Raw genomic sequence first — 19,074 nt, 5'->3', positions numbered from 1 at the left:
CGGGCTACTTCCAGCGCTTCGGGTAGCCGGGCAGGTCGGTGCAGCCGCACATCGCGTAGTGCAGTGGCGGCATGCTGGGGTCGACGTACTCGTCCAGGTTGTCCTGGGTGATGGTCGGCTGTGGCAGCTTCCACGGGTTCGGCACCCGCTCGCCGTCGAGGATCTTCAGCGCGGCGATGATCGGGGTGCGCCACTGGTAGGTCGGGTAGGTCGGGGCGATCGCCGTGAGCTTCTTCTCCTTCCACAGCTTCAGGAAGTCGAGCTGGTCCTCGCCGTTGATCGGCGGCACGGGCTTGCCGGCGTCCTCGAACGCCTCGACCGCCGCGCCCGCGACCGCCCCGGCGTCCATCCAGACGCCGTCGATCGTGCCGTACCGCTGGATGTAGTCGTTGACGATCTTCTTCGTCCTGGCCGGGTCGCCGTCGGTGAACTCGACGCCGACGACGTCGACGCCCGCCTTGTCGAAGGCGACCTTCGCCGCGGACCAACGGGTCTCCAGCACGTCGACGCCGGGCAGGATGCGCAGCGCGAGCACCTTGCCGCCCCGCTTCATCTTCTGGGTGACGAACTCCGCCGCGACGTGGCCGAATCCGTAGCCGCCGATCGGGTTGATGAACGTCACCGGGCAGGTCGTGTCGACGCCGCGGTCGAAGACGATGACCGGCAGGCCCTTCCGGCAGGCGGCCTCCACGGCCGGGGTGAGCGTCGCGGTGGTGTTCGGCGAGACGATGAGCGCGTGGCAGCCCTTGCCGAGCAGGTCGTTGATGTCGGCGATCTGCTTCTGGTCCTTGCCTTCGGCATCGACGTGGACGAACTCGGAGATCCGGCCGCGGTGCGTGTCGACCTCGGCCCGCATGGTCTTGAAACCGACCTGGCGCCAGGGGTTGTTCAGCCCCGCGTTGGAGAAGCAGATCTTGTACGGGCCGGGCTTCTTGAACTTCGCGGTCTCCACCATCTCCGGGTTGAGCGCCTGCTCCCAGGGCTTGTCGGCCGGGCCGGTGGGCGCGGCGTCCAGGAGCGCGAGCTGCTGGTCGTAGTCGGCCTGCACGAAGAACTTCGACTGCTCCCCGGTGCCCGACCCGGTGGCCGGTCCGGTGCCCGACCCGGTGCTCCCGGAGGGTGAACCCGATGCGCCGGTGGTGGGCTCGTCGGTGGAGCAGGCGGCCAGCACCAGTAAGGCGCTCACGGCCAGCACCGTCATGGAATGCCTCACTGAATCCCCTTTATCTGGACGGGACGCGGAAGGACGCCGCCGCCACGGCGAGCAGGATGATCGCGCCCTGGACGGTCGGTTCGAGGGCGCCGGAGACGCCGTAGAAGTTCATGAGCGTGAAGAGCGTCTCGAGGGTCAGCGCGCCCAGCATCGCGCCGACGACCGAACCGCGGCCCCCGCCCAGAGCGACACCGCCGAGGACCGCCGCGGTGATCGCACCGAACTCGAGGCCGGCACCGGCCTGGAACGACACTCCGCTGTACCCGCCGATGAGGACCGCCGCGAGCGTGGCGGCGAGTCCGCTGAGGACGAACGCCATGGTCTTGGCGCGCCACACGCGCACGCCGCTCAGCTCGGCGGTCCGCGGGTTGCCGCCGACGGCGACCAGGGTGCGGCCGAAGTCCGAACGCGTCAGCACCAGCGCCGCGGCGGCCACCGCCAGCAGGACGACCAGGGCGTACGGCATCCGGCCCAGCGCGGGCACGTCCTCGAACGCCGACCGGCCGAGCCGGCGGAACTCCTCGGAGAGGCTGCCCTTCGGGGCACCGTCGGACCACAGGTACACGGCACCGACGAGGATCAGGAACATCCCGAGGGTCGTGATGAACGACGGCACCCGCAGCAGCGTGGTGACGAGGCCGTTGACGAGGCCGACGGCGATGCCGAACGCGAGCAGCAGCACGACGACGGGCCAGCCGGCCGACGGATCGCCGTCGATCAGCCGGGCGGCGATGACCACCTGCGCGGTGACCAGAGAGCCGACGGACAGGTCCAGCTCGCCGGAGACGATCACGAAGTACTGGCCTGCGGCGAGCAGGACGACCGGCGCGGAGCGGCCGAGGAACGACATCAGCGACGGCGGCGAGAGGAAGTCCGGCTGGCGGGCGGTCAGCAGAACCAGCAACACCGCCAGGATCACGATGATCGGCGTGAGACCGCCGGAACGGACCTTGAGGAGCCGTGGTGGGCGTGCGATCCGCATGCTATGACGCCTTTCGCATCGCCCGGCGGGCGTAGACGGCGACCGCCGCGATGATGATCACGCCACGGATCACCTGCTTGAAGAACACGTCGACCTCGAGCTGGTTGAAGATGGCGTCGATGCTCGCGAGCAGCAGCACGCCGCCGACCGTGCCGACGACGCCGCCGCGCCCGCCGGCCAGGGCGGTGCCGCCGAGCACCACCGCGGCGATCGACTCCAGGTCGTACAGTCCCTCGGTGCCCACCCTCGGTGCGCCGGCGCCGAGCCGACTGGCGAGGTAGACCCCGGCGAGGCCGGCGCAGAGGGCGCACAGCACATGGGCGGTGACGAGGACCCGGCTGCCCCGCACGCCGGAGAGCCGGGCGACCTCCGGGTCACCGCCCACGGCGAACAGGTGGTGGCCGAAGCGGGTGCGCGCCAGCACGAACCAGGCCGCGGCGGCGACGGCGAGCAGCAGCAGGAACGACAGCGGCACCGGGCCGACGCGCTGGTACCCCAGGCTCTGCACCAGGGCGGGTGCGGTCTTGCCGGCCGGGCCGTCGTATCCGTTGTCGAGGTATCCCTTCAGCAGCAGTCCGACGCCGACGGTCGCGATGAAGGGGTTGATCCGCGCTGTGGTGACGAGCAGGCCGTTGACGAGGCCGATCGCGGCGCTGACGGCGAGCGTCAGGCCGATCGCCGGCAACAGCGCGCCGTCGTCACCGGCCATGGTCTCGGCGGCGACGAGGGTGCTCAGGCTGACCACGTACGCCACGGACAGGTCCAGCGAGCCCCCGATGACGACCAGCGTCTGGCCGACCGCGACGAGGCCCAGACCGGCGGCGACGTGCAGCAGGCTCACCGTCGTCGGCACGCTGAACAGCCGGCCGCCGTCGACCGTGACGACGATCCAGCCGATCGCCAGGGTGAGGACCAGGGCGACGAACACACCGGGCGGGGTCCGCCGGGCGGGCAGGGACAGCGCGCCGCTCATCCGGCCGCCTCCCGCGCGGTGCCGACCGCCAGGGCGACGACATCCTCCTCACTCGCGCCGGCGGGTAGCTCTCCGGCGATCCGGCCGTCGCGCATGACGATGATGCGGTCGCTCATGCCGAGCAACTCGGGCAGTTCGGACGAGACCATCAGCACGGCGGCGCCGTCGCGGGCCAGCCGGCGGACGAGATCGTGGATCGCCGACTTGGCGCCCACGTCGATGCCGCGGGTCGGCTCGTCGAAGAGGAGGATCCTCGGGGCGAGCGCGAGCCACCTGGCCAGCACGACCTTCTGCTGGTTGCCCCCGGACAGGAAACGGATCTCCTGGTCCTCCCCTGCGGCGCGAAGCTCAACGGCCGCGAGCAGCTCCCGGACCCGCGCGGTCCGGGCACCGCGGCCGGCCCGGCCCGGGCCGACGGCGCGGACGGCGCGGACGGCCAAGAGCGCGTTGTCGAGCACTGACTGCTCGGCGACGATCCCCTCGCCCTTGCGGTCCTCGGAGACGTAGGCGATACCGGCCCGTATCGCGGCGCGGGGCGAGCGCAGCCGGACCGGCGCTCGGTCGACGGTCACCTCGCCGGTGCTGAACGGTGCGGCGCCGAACAGTGCGCGGGCCAGCGCCGACCGGCCGGAGCCCTGCAGGCCGCCGACGCCGAGCACCTCGCCGGCGCGCAGCCGCAGGTCGATGCCGCGCAGCTTCCGGTTGCCTGCGCCCCGGACGGTCAGCCGCACCGGGCCCAGCTCCTGCGGCTTCGCCCGGCCGGGGTAGTAGCTCGACAGCTCGCGGCCGACCATGTGGCGCACCAGCTGATCGGCGCTGGTGTCCGCGGTGTCCAAGGTGGCCACCGCCCGGCCGTCCTTGAGCACGGTGATCCGGCTGGACAGGTCGAAGACCTCCTTGAGGCGGTGCGAGACGTACAGCACGCCTATCCCCTGCTCCTGCAGGCGCCGCACGAGCGCGTAGAGCTGGTCGACTTCGTGGTCGGCGAGAGCCGCGGTGGGCTCGTCCATGATGAGCAGCCGCGCGTCGAGGGCGAGCGCCTTGACGATCTCGACAACCTGTTGTTGCGCCACGCCGAGTCGTCCCACGCGTGTGTCGGGCGGTATCGAGCCCTCCCCGATCGAGGCGAGGAGCTCCGCGGTGTGGCTGAGCATCGCCCTGCGGTCGACGAGCCCGCGGCGCAGGGGCTCGCGGCCCAGACAGACGTTCTCCGCGACGGTGCGCTCGGGCAGCAGGGTCAGTTCCTGGTAGACGATGCCGATTCCGGCCTGTCGGGCCTCACGCGGGCTGCGGAACGTCCGAGGTGCGCCGGCGAACTCGACCGTTCCCTCGTCGGGCTGGTGGACGCCGGCGACCACCTTCATGAGCGTGGACTTGCCGGCGCCGTTCTCGCCGACGACCGCGTGCACCTCGCCCGGCCGGACCTGGAGGTCGACGCCGTCGAGCACCCGCACGCCGAGGAACGACTTGCCGATGCCTCGCAGAGCGAGCAGCGGCGACGGCAGCAGGCCAGACATCGTGGAAACCTCTGCATTCGCGTCGTCAGGTCGAATAGCTGCGAACTTTCGCCGGACGCGATGGCAACATCGCGGCCCCGAGGGTAAATGCCTGGATGAGTTCCTGGCAATACCAGCGGACATCAGCGATTGATACGCCAAAATCTGTTATCGAATCGCCCCGTCCACAGTCGCACGTCAAACCACGACGACTGTTGCGCAAAATGTGTTATCGAATCGGCCCGACCACAGTCGCGCGCCGAACCACAACGATTGATGCGCAAAATGTGTTATGGAATCGGCCGCACCCCGATTCATATTGACTGTTGCGATACGCCGCTGCATGCTGGCCGGCAGACCACGGGAGACGGTCGCATCTGGTGTGACTCCCCTTGCTTCCGTAGGGACTTGACTGCCCGTCACGGCGGACGGGACGACGAACTGACGGCACACGCGTGCCTACGACGCGCTCGGGTACTCCGGCGCATCTTCAGGTGCGGCCGGCGCGTGCCCGTGGTCATGCCATCGTTGCTCCGCCGAAATAGGAGACGGCATTGCGTCGCATCATCTTCATCTTCGGGGCGATCGCGAGCGTGCTCCTGTCGCTCGTCGTCGCCCAACCGGCGTCAGCGGCGCCGGCCTTCCGAGCCCTGGTCTTCACGAAGACGGCCGGTTACCGGCACGATTCGATCCCGGCCGGCCTGGCGATGTTCCGGGAGCAGGCGGCGGCCAACAACTTCGAGTTGGTCCACAGCGAGGACTCGAGCGTTTTCACCCCGGCGAACCTCGCCACCTTCGACGTGCTCATCATGTTCCAGACCTCGGGAATGGTGTGGACCACGGCGGCCCAACGTCAGGCGGTGGAGGGCTACCTCGCCAGTGGCAAGGGCATCGTCGCGATCCACAACGCCACGGACATGGGCATCGAGAACGAGTACCCGTGGTGGGACCAGACCATCAACGGCGGGGCGCACATGCCGGAGCACTCCCCCGGTGTGCTGTCCGGCACCGCCGTCGTCGCGGACAAGAAGCACCCGTCGACGGCCGGCCTGCCGGACCGTTGGAACCGCAGCGAGGAGTGGTACAACTTCGACCGCAACCCCCGCGGCGACGTCCATGTCCTGGTCACCGCGGACGAGCGCACGTACAACCCGGGCCCCCGCGCCATGGGGCCGGACCACCCCATCTCCTGGTGCCGCAACACCGGCGGCGGCCGCGTGTGGGCCACCGCCATGGGGCACACCAGCGCGGCCTACAGCGAGACCCATTTCCGCAACCACGTCCTCGGGGGCGTCAAGTGGGCGGCCGGCAACGAGCCCGGCGACTGCGGCGGCACCGTGTGGAGCAACTTCGAGAAGCGCACCCTCGACGACAACACCGCGGATCCGATGGCCCTCGCGGTCGCCCCGGACGGAAGGGTGCTCTACGTCCAGCGGGGCGGGCAGCTGAAGATCTTCAAACCGACCACGAACAGGACCGTGACAGCCGGCACGCTCAACGTCTACACCGGCGGCGAGGACGGCCTCACCGGACTGGCCCTCGACCCCGACTTCGCCGACAACGGCTACGTGTACCTGTACCACTCCCCGGCCGGAGTCCCGAACGACATCAACCGCGTCTCCCGGTTCACGCTCACCGGCGACACCCTGAACATGTCGAGCCAGGTGACGATCATCGACATCCCCGCGACCCGGGACCGCACGTTCGCCGAGCCCGGGCACACCGGCGGGTACATCGAGTTCGGCCCCGACAAGAACCTCTACATCGGCACCGGGGACGACGTCCCACCGAACCTCGACTCCAACTGGCAGGGCTACGCCCCGCTGGACTGGCGGCCGGGCAAGGCCAACCTCGACGCCGCCCGCACCGCCGGCAACACCAACGACCTGCGGGGCAAGCTCCTGCGCATCCGGCCGTCGGCGGACGGCGGCTACACCATCCCGTCCGGCAACCTCTATCCGCAGGGCACAGCGCAGACGCGGCCGGAGATCTACGCGATGGGCTTCCGCAACCCGTTCCGCTTCTCGATCGACCCGGCCAACGGCTGGGTCTACCTCGCCGACTACGGCCCGGACCGGAACCCTCCCGCGACGAACCGCGGCCCGGAAGGGCTCGTCGAGCTCAATGTCATCAAGGCCCCGGGCAACTACGGCTGGCCGTTCTGCCACGGCGACAACCAGGCGTACGCGCCCTACAACCCGGACACCCGCGTCGTCGGCCCCAAGTTCAACTGCAACGCGCCGGTCAACAACTCGCCGAACAACACCGGCCTGACCAGCCTCAAGCCGATCGTCGCGCCGAACATGTGGTACGGCTACGGCGTCTCGCCGAACTTCCCCGAACTCGGCTCCGGCGGCTCGGGACCGATGGGCGGGCCGGTCTACCGCTACGACGCCGCGAACCCGTCCGGGACGAAGTTCCCGCCCTACTACGACGGGGTCCACTTCTTCTACGAGTGGTCGCGCCACACCGTCAAGGAGGTCCACTTCGACTCCGCGACCGCGGTCACCCGGACCAACCCCTTCATGCCCGCCGCCAAGTTCCTCAAGCCGATGGACATGGAGTTCGGGCCCGACGGCTCGCTGTACCTGCTCGAATGGGGCACCAACTTCGGCGGTGGCAACAACGACTCGGGGCTTTACCGCATCGACTACAACCAGGGCGGGCGGGCGCCGATCGCCAAGGCCTCCGGAACGCCCACCAACGGGAACGCGCCGTTGACCGTGCGGTTCAGCAGCGCGGGGTCCACGGACCCGGATCCCGGTAACACGCTCAGCTACCACTGGACATTCGGCGACGGCGCCACGTCCACGGCGGCCAACCCGTCGCACACCTACACCGCCAACGGCAACTACACCGCCCAGCTCAAGGTCACCGACAACACCGGCAAGACAGCCTTCGCCAACGTGCCGATCACCGTGGGCAACACCGCACCGGTCGTCACCATCACGATCCCGCCCAACGGCGGCATGCTGGACTTCGGCGACCGCGTCTCCTACAAGGTGTCCGTCTCGGACCCCGGCGGCGGGCCCATCGACTGCACCAAGGTCTTCGTCAACCCCGCTCTCGGCCACGACGACCACCAGCATGAGACCACGGACTACCCGGGGTGCTCGGGCACCATCGACACGGAGCTGCTCGGCGGGCACCCCGAGGGCGCCAACCTGTACTACGTCCTCAACGCCCGCTACACCGACGACGGCGGCCCCGGCGGTGTGGCCCCGCTCACCGGCTACGCCCACACGATCCTCCAGCCCAAGCACAAGCAGGCCGAGTTCTACACGGACCAGTCGGGTGTGCAGGTCGTCGAGCAGGCCGGCGCGGAGAGCGGCAAGCGGGTCGGCAACATCTCCGACGGCGACTGGATCGCGTTCAACCCGATGAGCCTGTCGGGCATCACGAGCGTGAAGTACCGCCTGTCGTCGCCGAGCGGCGGCGGATCGATCGAACTGCGCGCCGACTCCCCGACCGGCACACTCCTGGCCACGACACCGGTGCCGAGCACCGGCGGCTGGAACAACTACCAGTCCACGTCGGCGGTGAACACCGCCGATCTCTCCGGCTCGCACCAGCTCTACCTGGTGTTCAAGGGCACCTCGAACAACTGGTTCGACCTCGACTCGCTCACCTTCGGCGGCAACGGGGTCGGCGAACCGGGCAGCGGCGGCGGTGGCGGCGTGGCCGGTCGCACCTGGACGGTCGCGGCGCAGCACAGCGGCAAATTCATGGACGTCAACGAAGCCTCGACCGCTGACGGCGCCCAGATCGTCCAGTGGCCGGCCACCGGCGGCAACAACCAGAAGTGGCAGGCCGTCGACGCCGGTGGCGGCGCCGTCCACCTGAAGGCGGTGCACAGCGGCAAGTGCCTCGCCGTCACGGGCGGGTCCACCGCCCAGGGCGCGTTCCTGCAGCAGTCGACCTGCGACAACGGCAACGCACAGAAGTTCCTCGTCACACCGACCACCACGGTGGGCGTGTACACGGTGAAGAGCCTTCCCAGTGGGCTGTGCGTCGACGTCAACGGCGGCTCGGCGGCCGACGGCGCACGACTCCTGCAGTGGAGCTGCCACGGCGGCACCAACCAACAGTGGCGGTTCACCGCCGTATAGCCCGTCCGGACGGGGTGCCCGGCGCGGTTACGCGCCGGGCACCCCACCCTACGAACAGGTGAGGAACCGCCATGGTGTTTCGCATACCCCGGCCCCGCCGCTACGGACGGCTGTCCGCGCTGGGCACCGTCCTGGCGCTGGTCGCCGTCGGTGCCACCGCGGTGGCGGCACCGATCGAGCCCGGACGCAGCGCCTCCATCGTGGGCGCGCAGTCCGGCCGCTGCCTGACCGTCCCCGGCGCCGGCACCACCAACGGCACCCAGACCCAACTCCAGGACTGCACCGGCGCGGTCGGCCAGACCTGGACCTACACCGCCGGCAAACAACTGACCGTCCAAGGCAACAAGTGCCTCGACGCCAGCGGACGCGGCACCACCAACGGCACCCCGGTCATCATCTGGGACTGCAACGGCCAGAACAACCAGCAATGGAACGTCAACCCCAACGGCACCATCACCGGCGTCCACTCCGGACTGTGCCTCGACGCCAACGCCGGCGGCACCGCCAACGGCACCAGGATCACCCTCTGGTCCTGCAACGGCGGCACCAACCAGCAGTGGGACTCGCCGACCCCGCCGCCGGACCCGCCGGTTCCGGGCGGCGCGGGCACGTGCGACATCTACGCCTCGGGCGGCACCCCCTGCATCGCCGCCCACAGCACCGTACGAGCGCTCTACGGCACCTACAGCGGCAACCTCTACCAGGTACGGCGCTCGTCCGACAGCACGACCCGGAACATCGGCGTCCTGAGCGCGGGTGGAACCGCCGACGCGACGACGCAGGACTCGTTCTGCGCGGGGACCACCTGTGTCATCACCGTCATCTACGACCAGTCCGGCCGCGGGAACGACCTGTGGTACCAGGGATCGAGTGTGGTTCCCGGCTCCAGCCAGAGCCGCCCGGCGATCGCGACGTCGGAGTCGCTGGCGGTCGGCGGCAGCAAGGCCTACTCGCTCTACATCAACCCCGGCAACAGCTACTGGCGGGACGGCCACCTGACCGGCGTGCCGACCGGCAGCGCCCCCGAAGGCATGTACATGGTGACGAGCGGCACCCATGTCAACGGCGGCTGCTGCTTCGACTACGGCAACAGTGAGACGACCCGAGCGGCCGACGCGGCCGGGGCGATGGACGCGATCAATTTCAGCACCCAGTGCTGGTTCGGCGGGTGCGTCGGCACCGGCCCATGGGTCCAGGCCGACCTCGAATGGGGGCTCTACTCCGGTGGCAGTCAGACCTGGAACGCGAACCAGCGGGCCTTCACCAGCAAGTTCGTGACGGCGATGCTGAAGAACAACGGGACGAGTCGTTTCGCGCTCAAGGGTGGCAACGCCCAGACCGGAAGCCTGACCACACTCTGGGACGGCGCGCTTCCGCCCGGCTACAGCCCCATGAAGAAGCAGGGGGCCATCATCCTCGGCAGCGGTGGCGACTGCTGCAAGCCCGGCGGCGGCGCGAACCTCAGCGCCGGCACCTTCTACGAGGGCGCGATGGTGTCCGGATACCCGTCCGACGCGACCGAGAACGCGGTGCACGCCAACATCGTCGCCGCGGGCTACCGCTGAGTCGCTACATCCGTCTGGGAACTCGGAAGGGCCACCGCACAGTCGCAGGTGGCCCTTCCGGCGTGCCGCGTCAGCTCAGGGCAGGGTCCATTTCTGGTTGGCTCCGCCGTGGCAGGTCCACAGGTGCACCAGGGTGCCGTCGGAGGAGTTGGCGCCCGACACGTCCAGGCACTTGTCCGACCGCGGGTTCCGCAACGACCCGTCCGAGGACGCCTGCCAGTTCTGGTTGGCGCCACCGTTGCAGGACCACAACTGGACCTTCGCCCCGTCCGCCGTGCTGTTGCCGCTGACATCCAGGCACTTGCCCAACGCCTTGACCGTCGACCCCGGCGTCACCGTCCACCGCTGCCCCGCCGAGCCCGTACACGACGAGATCTGCACCGCCGTCCCATCCGCCGAACCGCCACCACGGACATCCAGACACTTGCCCGCCAGCCCCACGACCGGACCCACGCCGGGCGTGGGTGGCGGGGTGCCGCCCAGCTCCTTGATCCGGACGTTGCGGAACGACACGTCGTCCCCCGTGCCGTGGTTCTGGATGCCGACGTGGCCGGCGAGCGAGCGGGCGGGGTCGGTGTTGGTGAAGTCATTGATCTTCACACCGTTGAGCCAGACCTGGAGCCGCTCGCCCTCCACCAGCAACTCGAAGGTGTTCCACTCGCCCGGTGGGTTGAGCGCCGCGTCCCGGGCAGCCGTGTCCGGGGCCTTGACGGCGTAGATCGAGCCGGTCGTGCGGTCAGGCGCGTCGGTGGCGTCGATCTGGACCTCGTAGCCGTTGTTCAGTGCCGACTGCGGGTCGCTGGACGGTGGGAAGCCCACGATCACGCCGGAGTTGTCGTCGCCGGGCATCTTCCAGTCCAGTTTCAGCGAGTAGTTGGTGAACTGCCGGGCGCTGTACCAGAGCATGCCCATGCCGCCGTGCGAGGCGAGGGTGGCGTCCAAGTTGGTGAAGCCGCCCGGGCCGGCCTGCGACCAGCCGGTGGTCGAGCCGTTGTAGAGGCTCGTATAGCCGGTCTCGGGCCGGCAGTCGGCCTTGGTCCGGCCTGCCGCGTACCGGATGCCGCCGAGCAGGTGCGCCCGGAACGCCGGCTCCGCGTACGACGCCTGGCTGTGCCCGCCGCCGGTGTAGAAGGACCGGCCCCCCGAGTAGGTCTTGCACCAGGTGTGCGGGTGGTCGGCGCCCATCGAGCCGCCCGAGTACGACGACTCGTCCAGCGTGGTGAGCACACGCGCGGTGGTACGGGGATTGGTCCGGAAGTTGTACCACTCGTCGGTGCGGGTCCAGGTCTGCGGCAGGTGCGCGGTTGCCGCGTGCGCCCGCCCCTCCACCTTGACGTTGGCCTGCTGGATGGCGGGGTGCGAGGCGAAATAGGCGCCGACCAGCTCGCCGTAGAACGGCCAGTTGTACTCCGTGTCCGCGGCCGCGTGGACGCCGACGAAGCCACCGCCCGAGCCGATGTACGACTGGAACGCCGACTGCTGGGCGTCGTTCAGGACGTCGCCGGTGGTGTTGAGGAAGATCACCGCCTCGTAACGGCTCAGGTTGCCGGCGGTGAAGTGGTTGCCGTCCTCCGTGGCCGTCACCGTGAAATTGTTCGCCGCTCCGAGGTCGCGGACGGCCTGGATCCCTGCCGGGATCGAGTCGTGCCGGAAACCGGCCGTCTTGGAGAACACGAGGACGTCGTAGGCCGTGTCCGCGGCATTGACGGGGCTGGGCTGCCCGAGGAGGGCCAGGGCGGTGAGTGTCGCGGCCGCCCCACCAAGCAGGATTCGGGGTTTTCTGCGCATGTCCGTCGCTCTCTTCTCGGTGACAGAAATCAGGGCAGGGTCCATTTCTGGTTGGCTCCGCCGTGGCAGGTCCACAGGTGAACGAGGGTGCCGTCGGAGGAGCTGGCGCCCGACACGTCCAGGCACTTGCCCGCCTGCGGGTTCCGCAGCGACCCGTCCGAGGACGCCTGCCAGTTCTGGTTGGCGCCACCGTTGCAGGACCACAACTGGACCTTCGCCCCGTCCGCCGTGCTGTTGCCGCTGACGTCCAGGCACTTGCCCAACGCCTTGACCGTCGACCCCGGCGTCACCGTCCATCGCTGCCCCGCCGAGCCCGTACACGACGAGATCTGCACCGCCGTCCCATCCGCCGAACCGCCGTCACGGACATCCAGACACTTCCCCGCCAGCCCCACGACCGGACCCACGCCGGGTGTCGGACCGCCGCCGGGGTTGAAGGTGAACGCGTCGACGTCGAAGAGGAATCCGGAGCCGCCGGCGAAGGTGAGGTAGAGCGTGGTGGTGCCGGCCGGCGCACCGGAGATCGAGCCGGTGACGGTGGTGAAGTTCGTCCACGAGCCGGTGACCGGGACGGTGGCGGAGCCGAGGACGGTGCCGGTCGGCGAACCGGCCCGAACCTGCAACGTACCCCCCGCGCCGGCTGACGCCACCCGGGCACTGAACGACGTGGCGTTGCTCAGCTTGTACGGCTCGAAGGCGATCCAGTCGCCGTTCTCGATGTCACCGACGGACTTGCCGCCCTCGGCGGTCGACTTGTCGAAGGTGGTGATGCCGGACGATGTCTTGTAGTGCTCGGCCTGCCGGTGCTTCGGTTGCAGGATGTGCTGGGTGTGCGTGGTGAGCCCGGCGCTGTCGGTGTACTCGGCGTCGAAGACACCGAAGATGTTCGCCGCATCGTCGTGCTCGCCGTCGACCGGGATGGCGATCGTGCCGGAGCACCCGGTCTTCGAGGTGATCGGGTGGCCGTGGCTGTCGTGGCCGACGATGTACGTCAGCTTGACCTTGGCGCAGTCGACCGTGCCGTCCTCCGGGTCCGTCACGGTGATGCTGTACGGCACGGTGTCGCCGAAGGCGAAGATCTCCCCGGCGGCGGGGCTGTTGATGGTCACGGTCGGAGCGGTGTTGCCGACGGTGATCCGCACGTCGGCGGTGCCGGTGGCGCCCTGCGGGTCGCGCACGGTCAGCCTGGCCGTGTACTCGCCGTTCGTGCTGTACGTCTTGGTCGGGTTGGCGGCGGTGGAGCTGGTGCCGTCACCGAAGCTCCACGCGTAGGTCAGTGCCCCGCCCTCGGGGTCGGACGAGCCGGCCGAGGAGAAGGTCACGGTCAACGGTGCCGCGCCGGAGGTCCGGTTGGCGCCGGCCACCGCCGTGGGCGCCCGGTTGCCGGCGCCGACGTAGTCGAAGCGGTACAGGGCGGAGTACTGGTCGCCCTGGTAGTACCCGGAGCCGTAGTCCAGCACGTAGTAGGAGCCGTCCGGGCCGAATGCCGAGTCGATCACCTGCTTGCCGGTCCAGGGGAAGCTGTCGATGGTCCCCGGGGAGCCGTCGGCGTTGAGGTGGATCGGCTTGATCCAGCCGCGGCCGAACTCCGTGGCGAAGAACTGCCCGTCGAAGGACTGCGGGAACTTCGTGGGCGAGCTGAGGTTGGCGTCGTACCGGTACACCGGGCCCGCCATCGGCGACTCCGAGCCGCCGCCGAACGCCGGCGGGCTGCCGGCCTCGCCGCCGTAGCGGATCCAGGCGGCCTTGGCGGGGGGCAGCGTGCTCAAGCCGGTGTTGCGGAACGAGTTGTTCGTCGGCCCGCCCGAGCAGTTGTACTTCGCGCCTGCCGTGTTGGTGGCGAAGTCCCACTCGGCGTACGTCTCGGAGCTCGTGTTCGTGCCGGTGCAGTACGGCCAGCCGTAGAAGCCCGGGCCCGTGACGCGGTTGAACTCGACCTGGCCCTGCGGACCGCGGGCCGAGGTGGCGCCGGCATCGGGGCCGTAGTCGCCGACGTAGACGATGCCGGTGGCCTTGTCCACGCTCATCCGGAACGGGTTGCGCAGGCCCATCGCGTAGATCTCCGGCCGGGTCCTGGCCGTGCCGGGCGGGAACAGGTTGCCTGACGGGATCGAGTACGACCCGTTCCCGTTCACCTTGATCCGTAAGATCTTGCCGCGCAGGTCGTTGGTGTTGGCGGCGGTGCGCTGGGCGTCGAACGCCGGGTTGCGGTTGGTCCGTTCGTCGAGTGGGGCATATCCGGCGGACTCGAACGGGTTGGTGTCGTCGCCTGTGGACAGGTACAGGTTGCCTGCCGCGTCGAAGTCGATGTCTCCGCCGGCGTGGCAGCAGATGCCTCGGTCGGCCGGCACGTCGAGGATGTCCACTCTGCTGGACTGGTTGAGCGTGAAGTCGGCGTTGAGCGTGAACCGGGAGAGCCGGTTGACCCCTTGCCACGCCGACCAGTTGCTGCCGGTGGTCGGTGCGTCGCCACCCGGTGTGGACAGCGGCGGGGCGTAGTAGAGGTAGATGTGCCGGTTGGTGGCGAAGCCCGGGTCGATGCCGATGCCCTGGAGGCCGTCCTCGTCGTGCGTGTACACGGGGACGGTGCCGATCACCGTGGTGGTGCCGCCGGCGTCCGTGCGGCGCACGGTCCCGTTGCGAGCGGTGTGCAGCACCGACCGGTCGGGGAGTACGGCCAGCGACATCGGCTCACCGACTTCCGCGACCCCGCGGGCCAGTTGGACCTGCTGGAAGTCGGCGGGGTTGATCGGGTGTGCCGAGGCCGGGGTCGCACTGGACAAGGCCGCGACGAGAGCGGCCGCGACCAGGAGCAGAGCCGAACCGATGGCCGGCCAACGCGCGGGAGCCCGCATGAATTTCATGAACATGACAATGCAATTCCCCTTCCCGAACAGGTGGCTGCCAGACTTGGGGCGCGCGCTGCCGCGCCGATGCCGTAGCGGGATGTCGCCACTTCGGCCCGCCAGGTGTGCTTCAGCAGGCCACTACGCCGAGCGGGGGCAACAGCTCGGAAACAGGAGAAGTCGATGGTTACCGCGCTGTCGGGTCACATCGACGATCGTGACGGTACGCCGACAAGGCTAGAGGGCTTCGGCTCGATACGTCCATACTTCCCTCCAGACCAGGCGTGATCGCCGCCGCCCGCGCGGCAACCCGGCCGGGTCCGGCCACGCCTTCGCTACGCCGGCCCGGCCGAAGCCAGTGATGCGGCCAACCCGCCCGCGACCACCCCCGGCCCTCCAAGCCTCTCAGCCGCCCCTCCACGAGCGGGCATGGTGTTCCCACGCATAGCCACGCCCCAGACTATGTTGCCCCACCACATGTGCCCCTGACCTGCACGTTCCTACGGTGTGCCAACACGTACCCGTCCCCACCGCACACGAGGAAGTGGCGCACATGGCCTCCGCAACCACCGCTCCCCCGCCCCCGGGCAACCTCAAGCGCATAGTCGCCGCCAGCCTCATCGGCACCACCATCGAGTGGTACGACTTCTTCCTCTACGGCTCCGCCGCCGCGCTCGTGTTCAACAAGCTGTTCTTCCCGGACTCCGACCCGCTCGTCGGCACACTGCTGTCCTTCCTCACGTACGCGGTCGGGTTCGCGGCCCGGCCGCTGGGCGCGCTGGTGTTCGGGCACTACGGCGACCGTCTCGGGCGCAAGAAGCTGCTGGTGCTGAGTCTGCTGCTGATGGGCGGAGCCACCTTCGCGATCGGGCTGCTGCCCACGCACGCCACCATCGGGACGGCCGCGCCGGTCCTGCTCACCGTGCTCCGGCTGGTGCAGGGCTTCGCGCTCGGCGGCGAGTGGGGCGGCGCCGTCCTGCTCGTGTCGGAGCACGGAGACGCGCGGCGGCGCGGGTTCTGGGCGTCGTGGCCGCAGACCGGCGCGCCGGCGGGGCAGCTCCTCGCCACCGGTGTGCTGTCGCTGCTCACCGCCCTGCTGTCGGACGCCGCGTTCGGCAGCTGGGGCTGGCGGATTCCGTTCCTGCTCTCCGGTGTGCTGGTGATCGTCGGTTTGTGGATTCGTCTGTCTGTCGATGAATCCCCCGTCTTCAAGCAGGCGTTGGCGCAGGCCGAGGCCCGCAAGGCGACCCGGTCCGCGGACGCGGAGAAGCTGCCGCTCGTCGCCGTGCTGCGGCACCACTGGCGTGACGTCCTGGTCGCGATGGGCGCCCGGATGGCGGAGAACATCAGCTACTACGTCATCACCGCGTTCATCCTCGTCTACGCCACGACCTCGGCCGGCGTCTCCAAGCAGGTCGCGCTCAACGCCGTACTGATCGCCTCGGCCGTGCACTTCGCGGTGATCCCGGCGTGGGGCGCGCTGTCGGACCGAATCGGCCGCCGTCCCGTGTACCTGGTGGGCGCGGTCGGTGTCGGGCTGTGGATGTTCCCGTTCTTCTCGCTGATCGACACCGGCGGCTTCGGCAACCTGATCATCGCGGTCACCGTGGGGCTGGTGCTGCACGGGGCGATGTACGCGCCCCAGGCGGCGTTCTTCTCCGAGATGTTCGCGACCCGGATGCGCTACTCCGGCGCGTCCATCGGCGCCCAGTTCGCATCCGTCGCGGCGGGCGCGCCCGCTCCGCTGATCGCCACCGCGCTGCTCTCCGACTACGGCAGCTCCACACCGATCGCCCTGTATGTCGTCGCCGCCTCCCTCCTCACGGTCGTCGCCGTGGCGGCGGCGCAGGAGACCCGCCACCGGGACCTGTCCGACGTCGCCCCCGCCGCCGCCCCGGACCGGGCCACGGCCCCGGCGGCGGACGCCCGGACTCCCTGAGCATCCGCCGGTCCGGCAGGCCCCCGTGCGTTTCCGCGCACGGGGGTCAGTGCCGTGCGGGTGCCGACAACCGGTGCAGCCGCAGGGCGAGTTGGATCTCCAGGACGCGTGCCGGGCTCTGCCAGTCGTCGCCCAGGAGGCGGCCGACGCGCTCCAGGCGCTGGGCGACGGTGTTCACGTGGACGTGCAGTTCTTCCTTGGTGCGGGCGGGACTCATGCCGCAGGCGAAGTACGCGTCGAGGGTGCGCAGCAGCTCCGTGCCGCGCCGCCGGTCGTAGGCGACGACGTCGCCGATGGTGCGGTCGACGAAGCCGGGGATGTCCCGGTCGCCGGCCAGGAGCAGCCCGAGGAAGCCGAAGTCCTCCGCGGCGGCCCCGTCCCCGGAGCGGCCGAGCAGGCCCAGGGCGTCGAGGCAGCGCCGGGCCTCCGCGTAGGCCGTGGCCACCGCGTCCGGGCGGGTGGACAGGTCCTCGGCGGGTGCGGAGGCGCCGACGGTGACCGACGCGTGGACCGCCGTGCCCAGCTGCCGGGCGGCCGTGCGCGCCAGGTCGGTGGCGGTGTCGCCGGGGCTGAGGGGCAGCAGCAGGACGGTGCCGCCGTCGCGTGCGGCGGCGAGGCCGTGCCGGGTCGCGGCCAGGTGGGACGCCGCGGCCGCCAGGCGTCTGCGGGCGTCCGCCTCCTGGTCGGCGTCGGCCGCGCCGCCCTCCAACCGCGTGGCCAGCACCACATGGACGGCGTCGAGGTCGGCGTCGAGACGGGCCGCGCGCTCCCGCAGCAGGCGCGGATCGCGGTCGCGGGCGTCCAGGAGGTCGTCCAGCAGCTCGCCGCGCACGCGCTGTTCGGCCTCGGCGGCGGACCGGCGGGCCAGGAGCAGCAGGGACGTCACCATGGCGGCCCGCTCCAGGGTGCGTTGGTCGACCGGGTCGAGCCCAGGGTGCCCGCGCAGCACCAGTGCGCCGAGCAGTTCGCCGCCGGCGGCCACGGCGGCGATCCAGTCGTCCCCGTGCCGCACCGCGTGCCCGTCCGCGCGGGAGGCCTCCAGTGCCTCGGCCGGTGCCGCGGCGGCCTCGGCGAACTCGACCGTGCCGTCGAGGACCTCGGAGACGGCGGCGGCCACGTCGTGCACCCCGCCGCCGCGCAGCACCAGCTCGGCGAGCCGGTCATGCACGTCGGAGGCGCGCTCGATGACACCGCTGCGGTCCCGGATGATCTCGTTGGCCCGCTCCAGGCCGGCGAGCGCCGAGCGCGTCTCGGCGAGCAGGTTGGCGGCGTCGATGGCCGCCGCGGCGAGGGCGGCGAAGGAACCGAGCAGGGCGATCTGCTCCCGCTCGAAGACCCGGGCCCGGCGGTCCGCGGCGAACAGCACCCCGATGACGTGGTGCCCGAGGGTCAGCGGCACGCCGAGGATGGCCACGAGCCCCTCGTCCCGCACGCCCGCGTCGATGGTGAGGGTGTGCTGGAAGCGGTCGTCCTTGAAGTAGTCGTCGGTGACGTAGGGACGCGCGGTCTGCGCGACCAGGCCGCCGAGTCCCTCGCCCATGCCGAGCCGCAGCTGCTGGAAGCGGGCCGCGACCGAGCCCTCGGTGACCCGCATGTAGGTGTCACCGCGCTCCGGGTCGTTCAGGCTGAGGTACGCGACGTCCGTGCCCAGCAGCGACCGGGCGCGTTGCACGATCGCCTGGAGCACGGCGTCCAGGTCGCGCAGCCCGGCCAGGTCGTGGGCGGTCTCGAACAGGGCGGACAGCTCGGCCTCGCGGCGGCGGCGTCCCTCCAGCTCCGCGCGCACGCGCAGGGCGAGCGGCTTGGCCCGCTGGAGCGCGGCGATCCATTCCGCCGACCGCCCTTCGGCGCGTGCCAGCAGCACCGGCTGCTCGTAGGCGTCGGCGGACGCGCCCCGGGCCAGGAGCTCGAGATACGGCGTCTCGGCACTCGCCGACGGAGCCTCCGCGCGCACCGACGGAGCCTCCGCGCGCATCGAAGACGCTTCCGCTCGAGCCGATGGCGCCTCCGCTCGAGCCGACGGCCCTTCGGCGCGCACCGACGGCGCTTCGGCGGCACCGGCGAAACGCCCGGCTGACTGAACGTGATCGCTGGACATGCCCACAGGATTCACCATGACCCGGCCGTCCCGTCAGCCCTGTGGATAACTCCCCGGCCGACGGG

General features: G+C 70.3%; 10 protein-coding genes. 3 read left to right on the top strand and 7 right to left on the bottom strand.

Annotated elements, in window-relative coordinates; all coding sequences use genetic code 11:
• Window positions 1–4: 4 nt before the first annotated feature.
• From ACSUPV_RS37595 to ACSUPV_RS37580, 4 genes are read right to left on the bottom strand one after another with little or no spacing between them, the layout of a single operon-like run.
• Entirely contained in the window at window positions 5–1,201 is a 1,197-nt protein-coding gene (locus ACSUPV_RS37595) for a substrate-binding domain-containing protein (protein WP_436949498.1), read from the bottom strand.
• A gap of 22 nt (window positions 1,202–1,223) precedes the next feature.
• Window positions 1,224–2,195, bottom strand: a complete 972-nt coding sequence (locus ACSUPV_RS37590) for an ABC transporter permease (RefSeq protein ID WP_436949497.1) — start codon at window positions 2,193–2,195, stop codon at window positions 1,224–1,226.
• A gap of 1 nt (window position 2,196) precedes the next feature.
• A complete protein-coding gene (locus tag ACSUPV_RS37585) occupies window positions 2,197–3,168 on the bottom strand; it encodes an ABC transporter permease (protein ID WP_037757947.1) in 972 nt (323 codons plus the stop codon).
• Window positions 3,165–4,685 carry a sugar ABC transporter ATP-binding protein gene (locus tag ACSUPV_RS37580; RefSeq protein WP_436949496.1) on the bottom strand — a complete coding sequence of 507 codons (1,521 nt, stop codon included), beginning with the start codon at window positions 4,683–4,685 and terminating at the stop codon, window positions 3,165–3,167. The genes ACSUPV_RS37585 and ACSUPV_RS37580 overlap by 4 nt, the downstream gene beginning before the upstream one ends.
• Before the next feature lie 533 nt (window positions 4,686–5,218).
• On the opposite strand from ACSUPV_RS37580, the gene ACSUPV_RS37575 reads away from it, so the two are divergent.
• A complete protein-coding gene (locus tag ACSUPV_RS37575; protein ID WP_436949495.1) occupies window positions 5,219–8,773 on the top strand; it encodes a ThuA domain-containing protein in 3,555 nt (1,184 codons plus the stop codon).
• Between the two features lie 71 nt (window positions 8,774–8,844).
• Window positions 8,845–10,338 (top strand): arabinofuranosidase catalytic domain-containing protein, encoded by a 1,494-nt coding sequence (locus tag ACSUPV_RS37570; RefSeq protein WP_037757942.1) that lies wholly within the window; start codon window positions 8,845–8,847, stop codon window positions 10,336–10,338.
• A 75-nt stretch (window positions 10,339–10,413) separates the two neighbouring features.
• Here the strand turns inward: ACSUPV_RS37570 and ACSUPV_RS37565 are convergent, their stop codons facing one another.
• On the bottom strand, window positions 10,414–12,126 hold the full coding sequence (locus tag ACSUPV_RS37565; RefSeq protein ID WP_436949494.1) for a ThuA domain-containing protein: 1,713 nt from the start codon (window positions 12,124–12,126) through the stop codon (window positions 10,414–10,416).
• A 29-nt stretch (window positions 12,127–12,155) separates the two neighbouring features.
• On the bottom strand, window positions 12,156–14,996 hold the full coding sequence (locus ACSUPV_RS37560; protein WP_436949493.1) for a carbohydrate-binding protein: 2,841 nt from the start codon (window positions 14,994–14,996) through the stop codon (window positions 12,156–12,158).
• Between the two features lie 529 nt (window positions 14,997–15,525).
• Between ACSUPV_RS37560 and ACSUPV_RS37555 the strand changes: the two genes are divergently transcribed.
• Entirely contained in the window at window positions 15,526–16,911 is a 1,386-nt protein-coding gene (locus tag ACSUPV_RS37555) for an MFS transporter (protein WP_037757939.1), read from the top strand.
• Between the two features lie 46 nt (window positions 16,912–16,957).
• Here the strand turns inward: ACSUPV_RS37555 and ACSUPV_RS37550 are convergent, their stop codons facing one another.
• Window positions 16,958–19,009 carry a helix-turn-helix domain-containing protein gene (locus ACSUPV_RS37550; protein WP_436949492.1) on the bottom strand — a complete coding sequence of 684 codons (2,052 nt, stop codon included), beginning with the start codon at window positions 19,007–19,009 and terminating at the stop codon, window positions 16,958–16,960.
• Window positions 19,010–19,074: the final 65 nt, after the last annotated feature.

The sequence above is a fragment of the Streptomyces sp. SudanB52_2052 genome (assembly GCF_964272415.1).
Classification (GTDB): Bacteria; Actinomycetota; Actinomycetes; order Streptomycetales; family Streptomycetaceae; genus Streptomyces; species Streptomyces olindensis.
The sequence above is the reverse complement of the archived record's forward strand: the minus strand, read 5'-3'. Positions and strand labels throughout refer to the sequence as shown.

Coding starts and splice junctions, on each gene's coding strand:
- ACSUPV_RS37570 (WP_037757942.1), top strand. CDS start 8,845: ATGGTGTTTCGCATACCCCGGCCCCGCCGCTACGGACGGCTGTCCGCG.
- ACSUPV_RS37555 (WP_037757939.1), top strand. CDS start 15,526: ATGGCCTCCGCAACCACCGCTCCCCCGCCCCCGGGCAACCTCAAGCGC.
- ACSUPV_RS37550 (WP_436949492.1), bottom strand. CDS start 19,009: ATGTCCAGCGATCACGTTCAGTCAGCCGGGCGTTTCGCCGGTGCCGCC.
- ACSUPV_RS37590 (WP_436949497.1), bottom strand. CDS start 2,195: ATGCGGATCGCACGCCCACCACGGCTCCTCAAGGTCCGTTCCGGCGGT.
- ACSUPV_RS37585 (WP_037757947.1), bottom strand. CDS start 3,168: ATGAGCGGCGCGCTGTCCCTGCCCGCCCGGCGGACCCCGCCCGGTGTG.
- ACSUPV_RS37565 (WP_436949494.1), bottom strand. CDS start 12,126: ATGCGCAGAAAACCCCGAATCCTGCTTGGTGGGGCGGCCGCGACACTC.
- ACSUPV_RS37580 (WP_436949496.1), bottom strand. CDS start 4,685: ATGTCTGGCCTGCTGCCGTCGCCGCTGCTCGCTCTGCGAGGCATCGGC.
- ACSUPV_RS37595 (WP_436949498.1), bottom strand. CDS start 1,201: ATGACGGTGCTGGCCGTGAGCGCCTTACTGGTGCTGGCCGCCTGCTCC.
- ACSUPV_RS37560 (WP_436949493.1), bottom strand. CDS start 14,996: ATGTTCATGAAATTCATGCGGGCTCCCGCGCGTTGGCCGGCCATCGGT.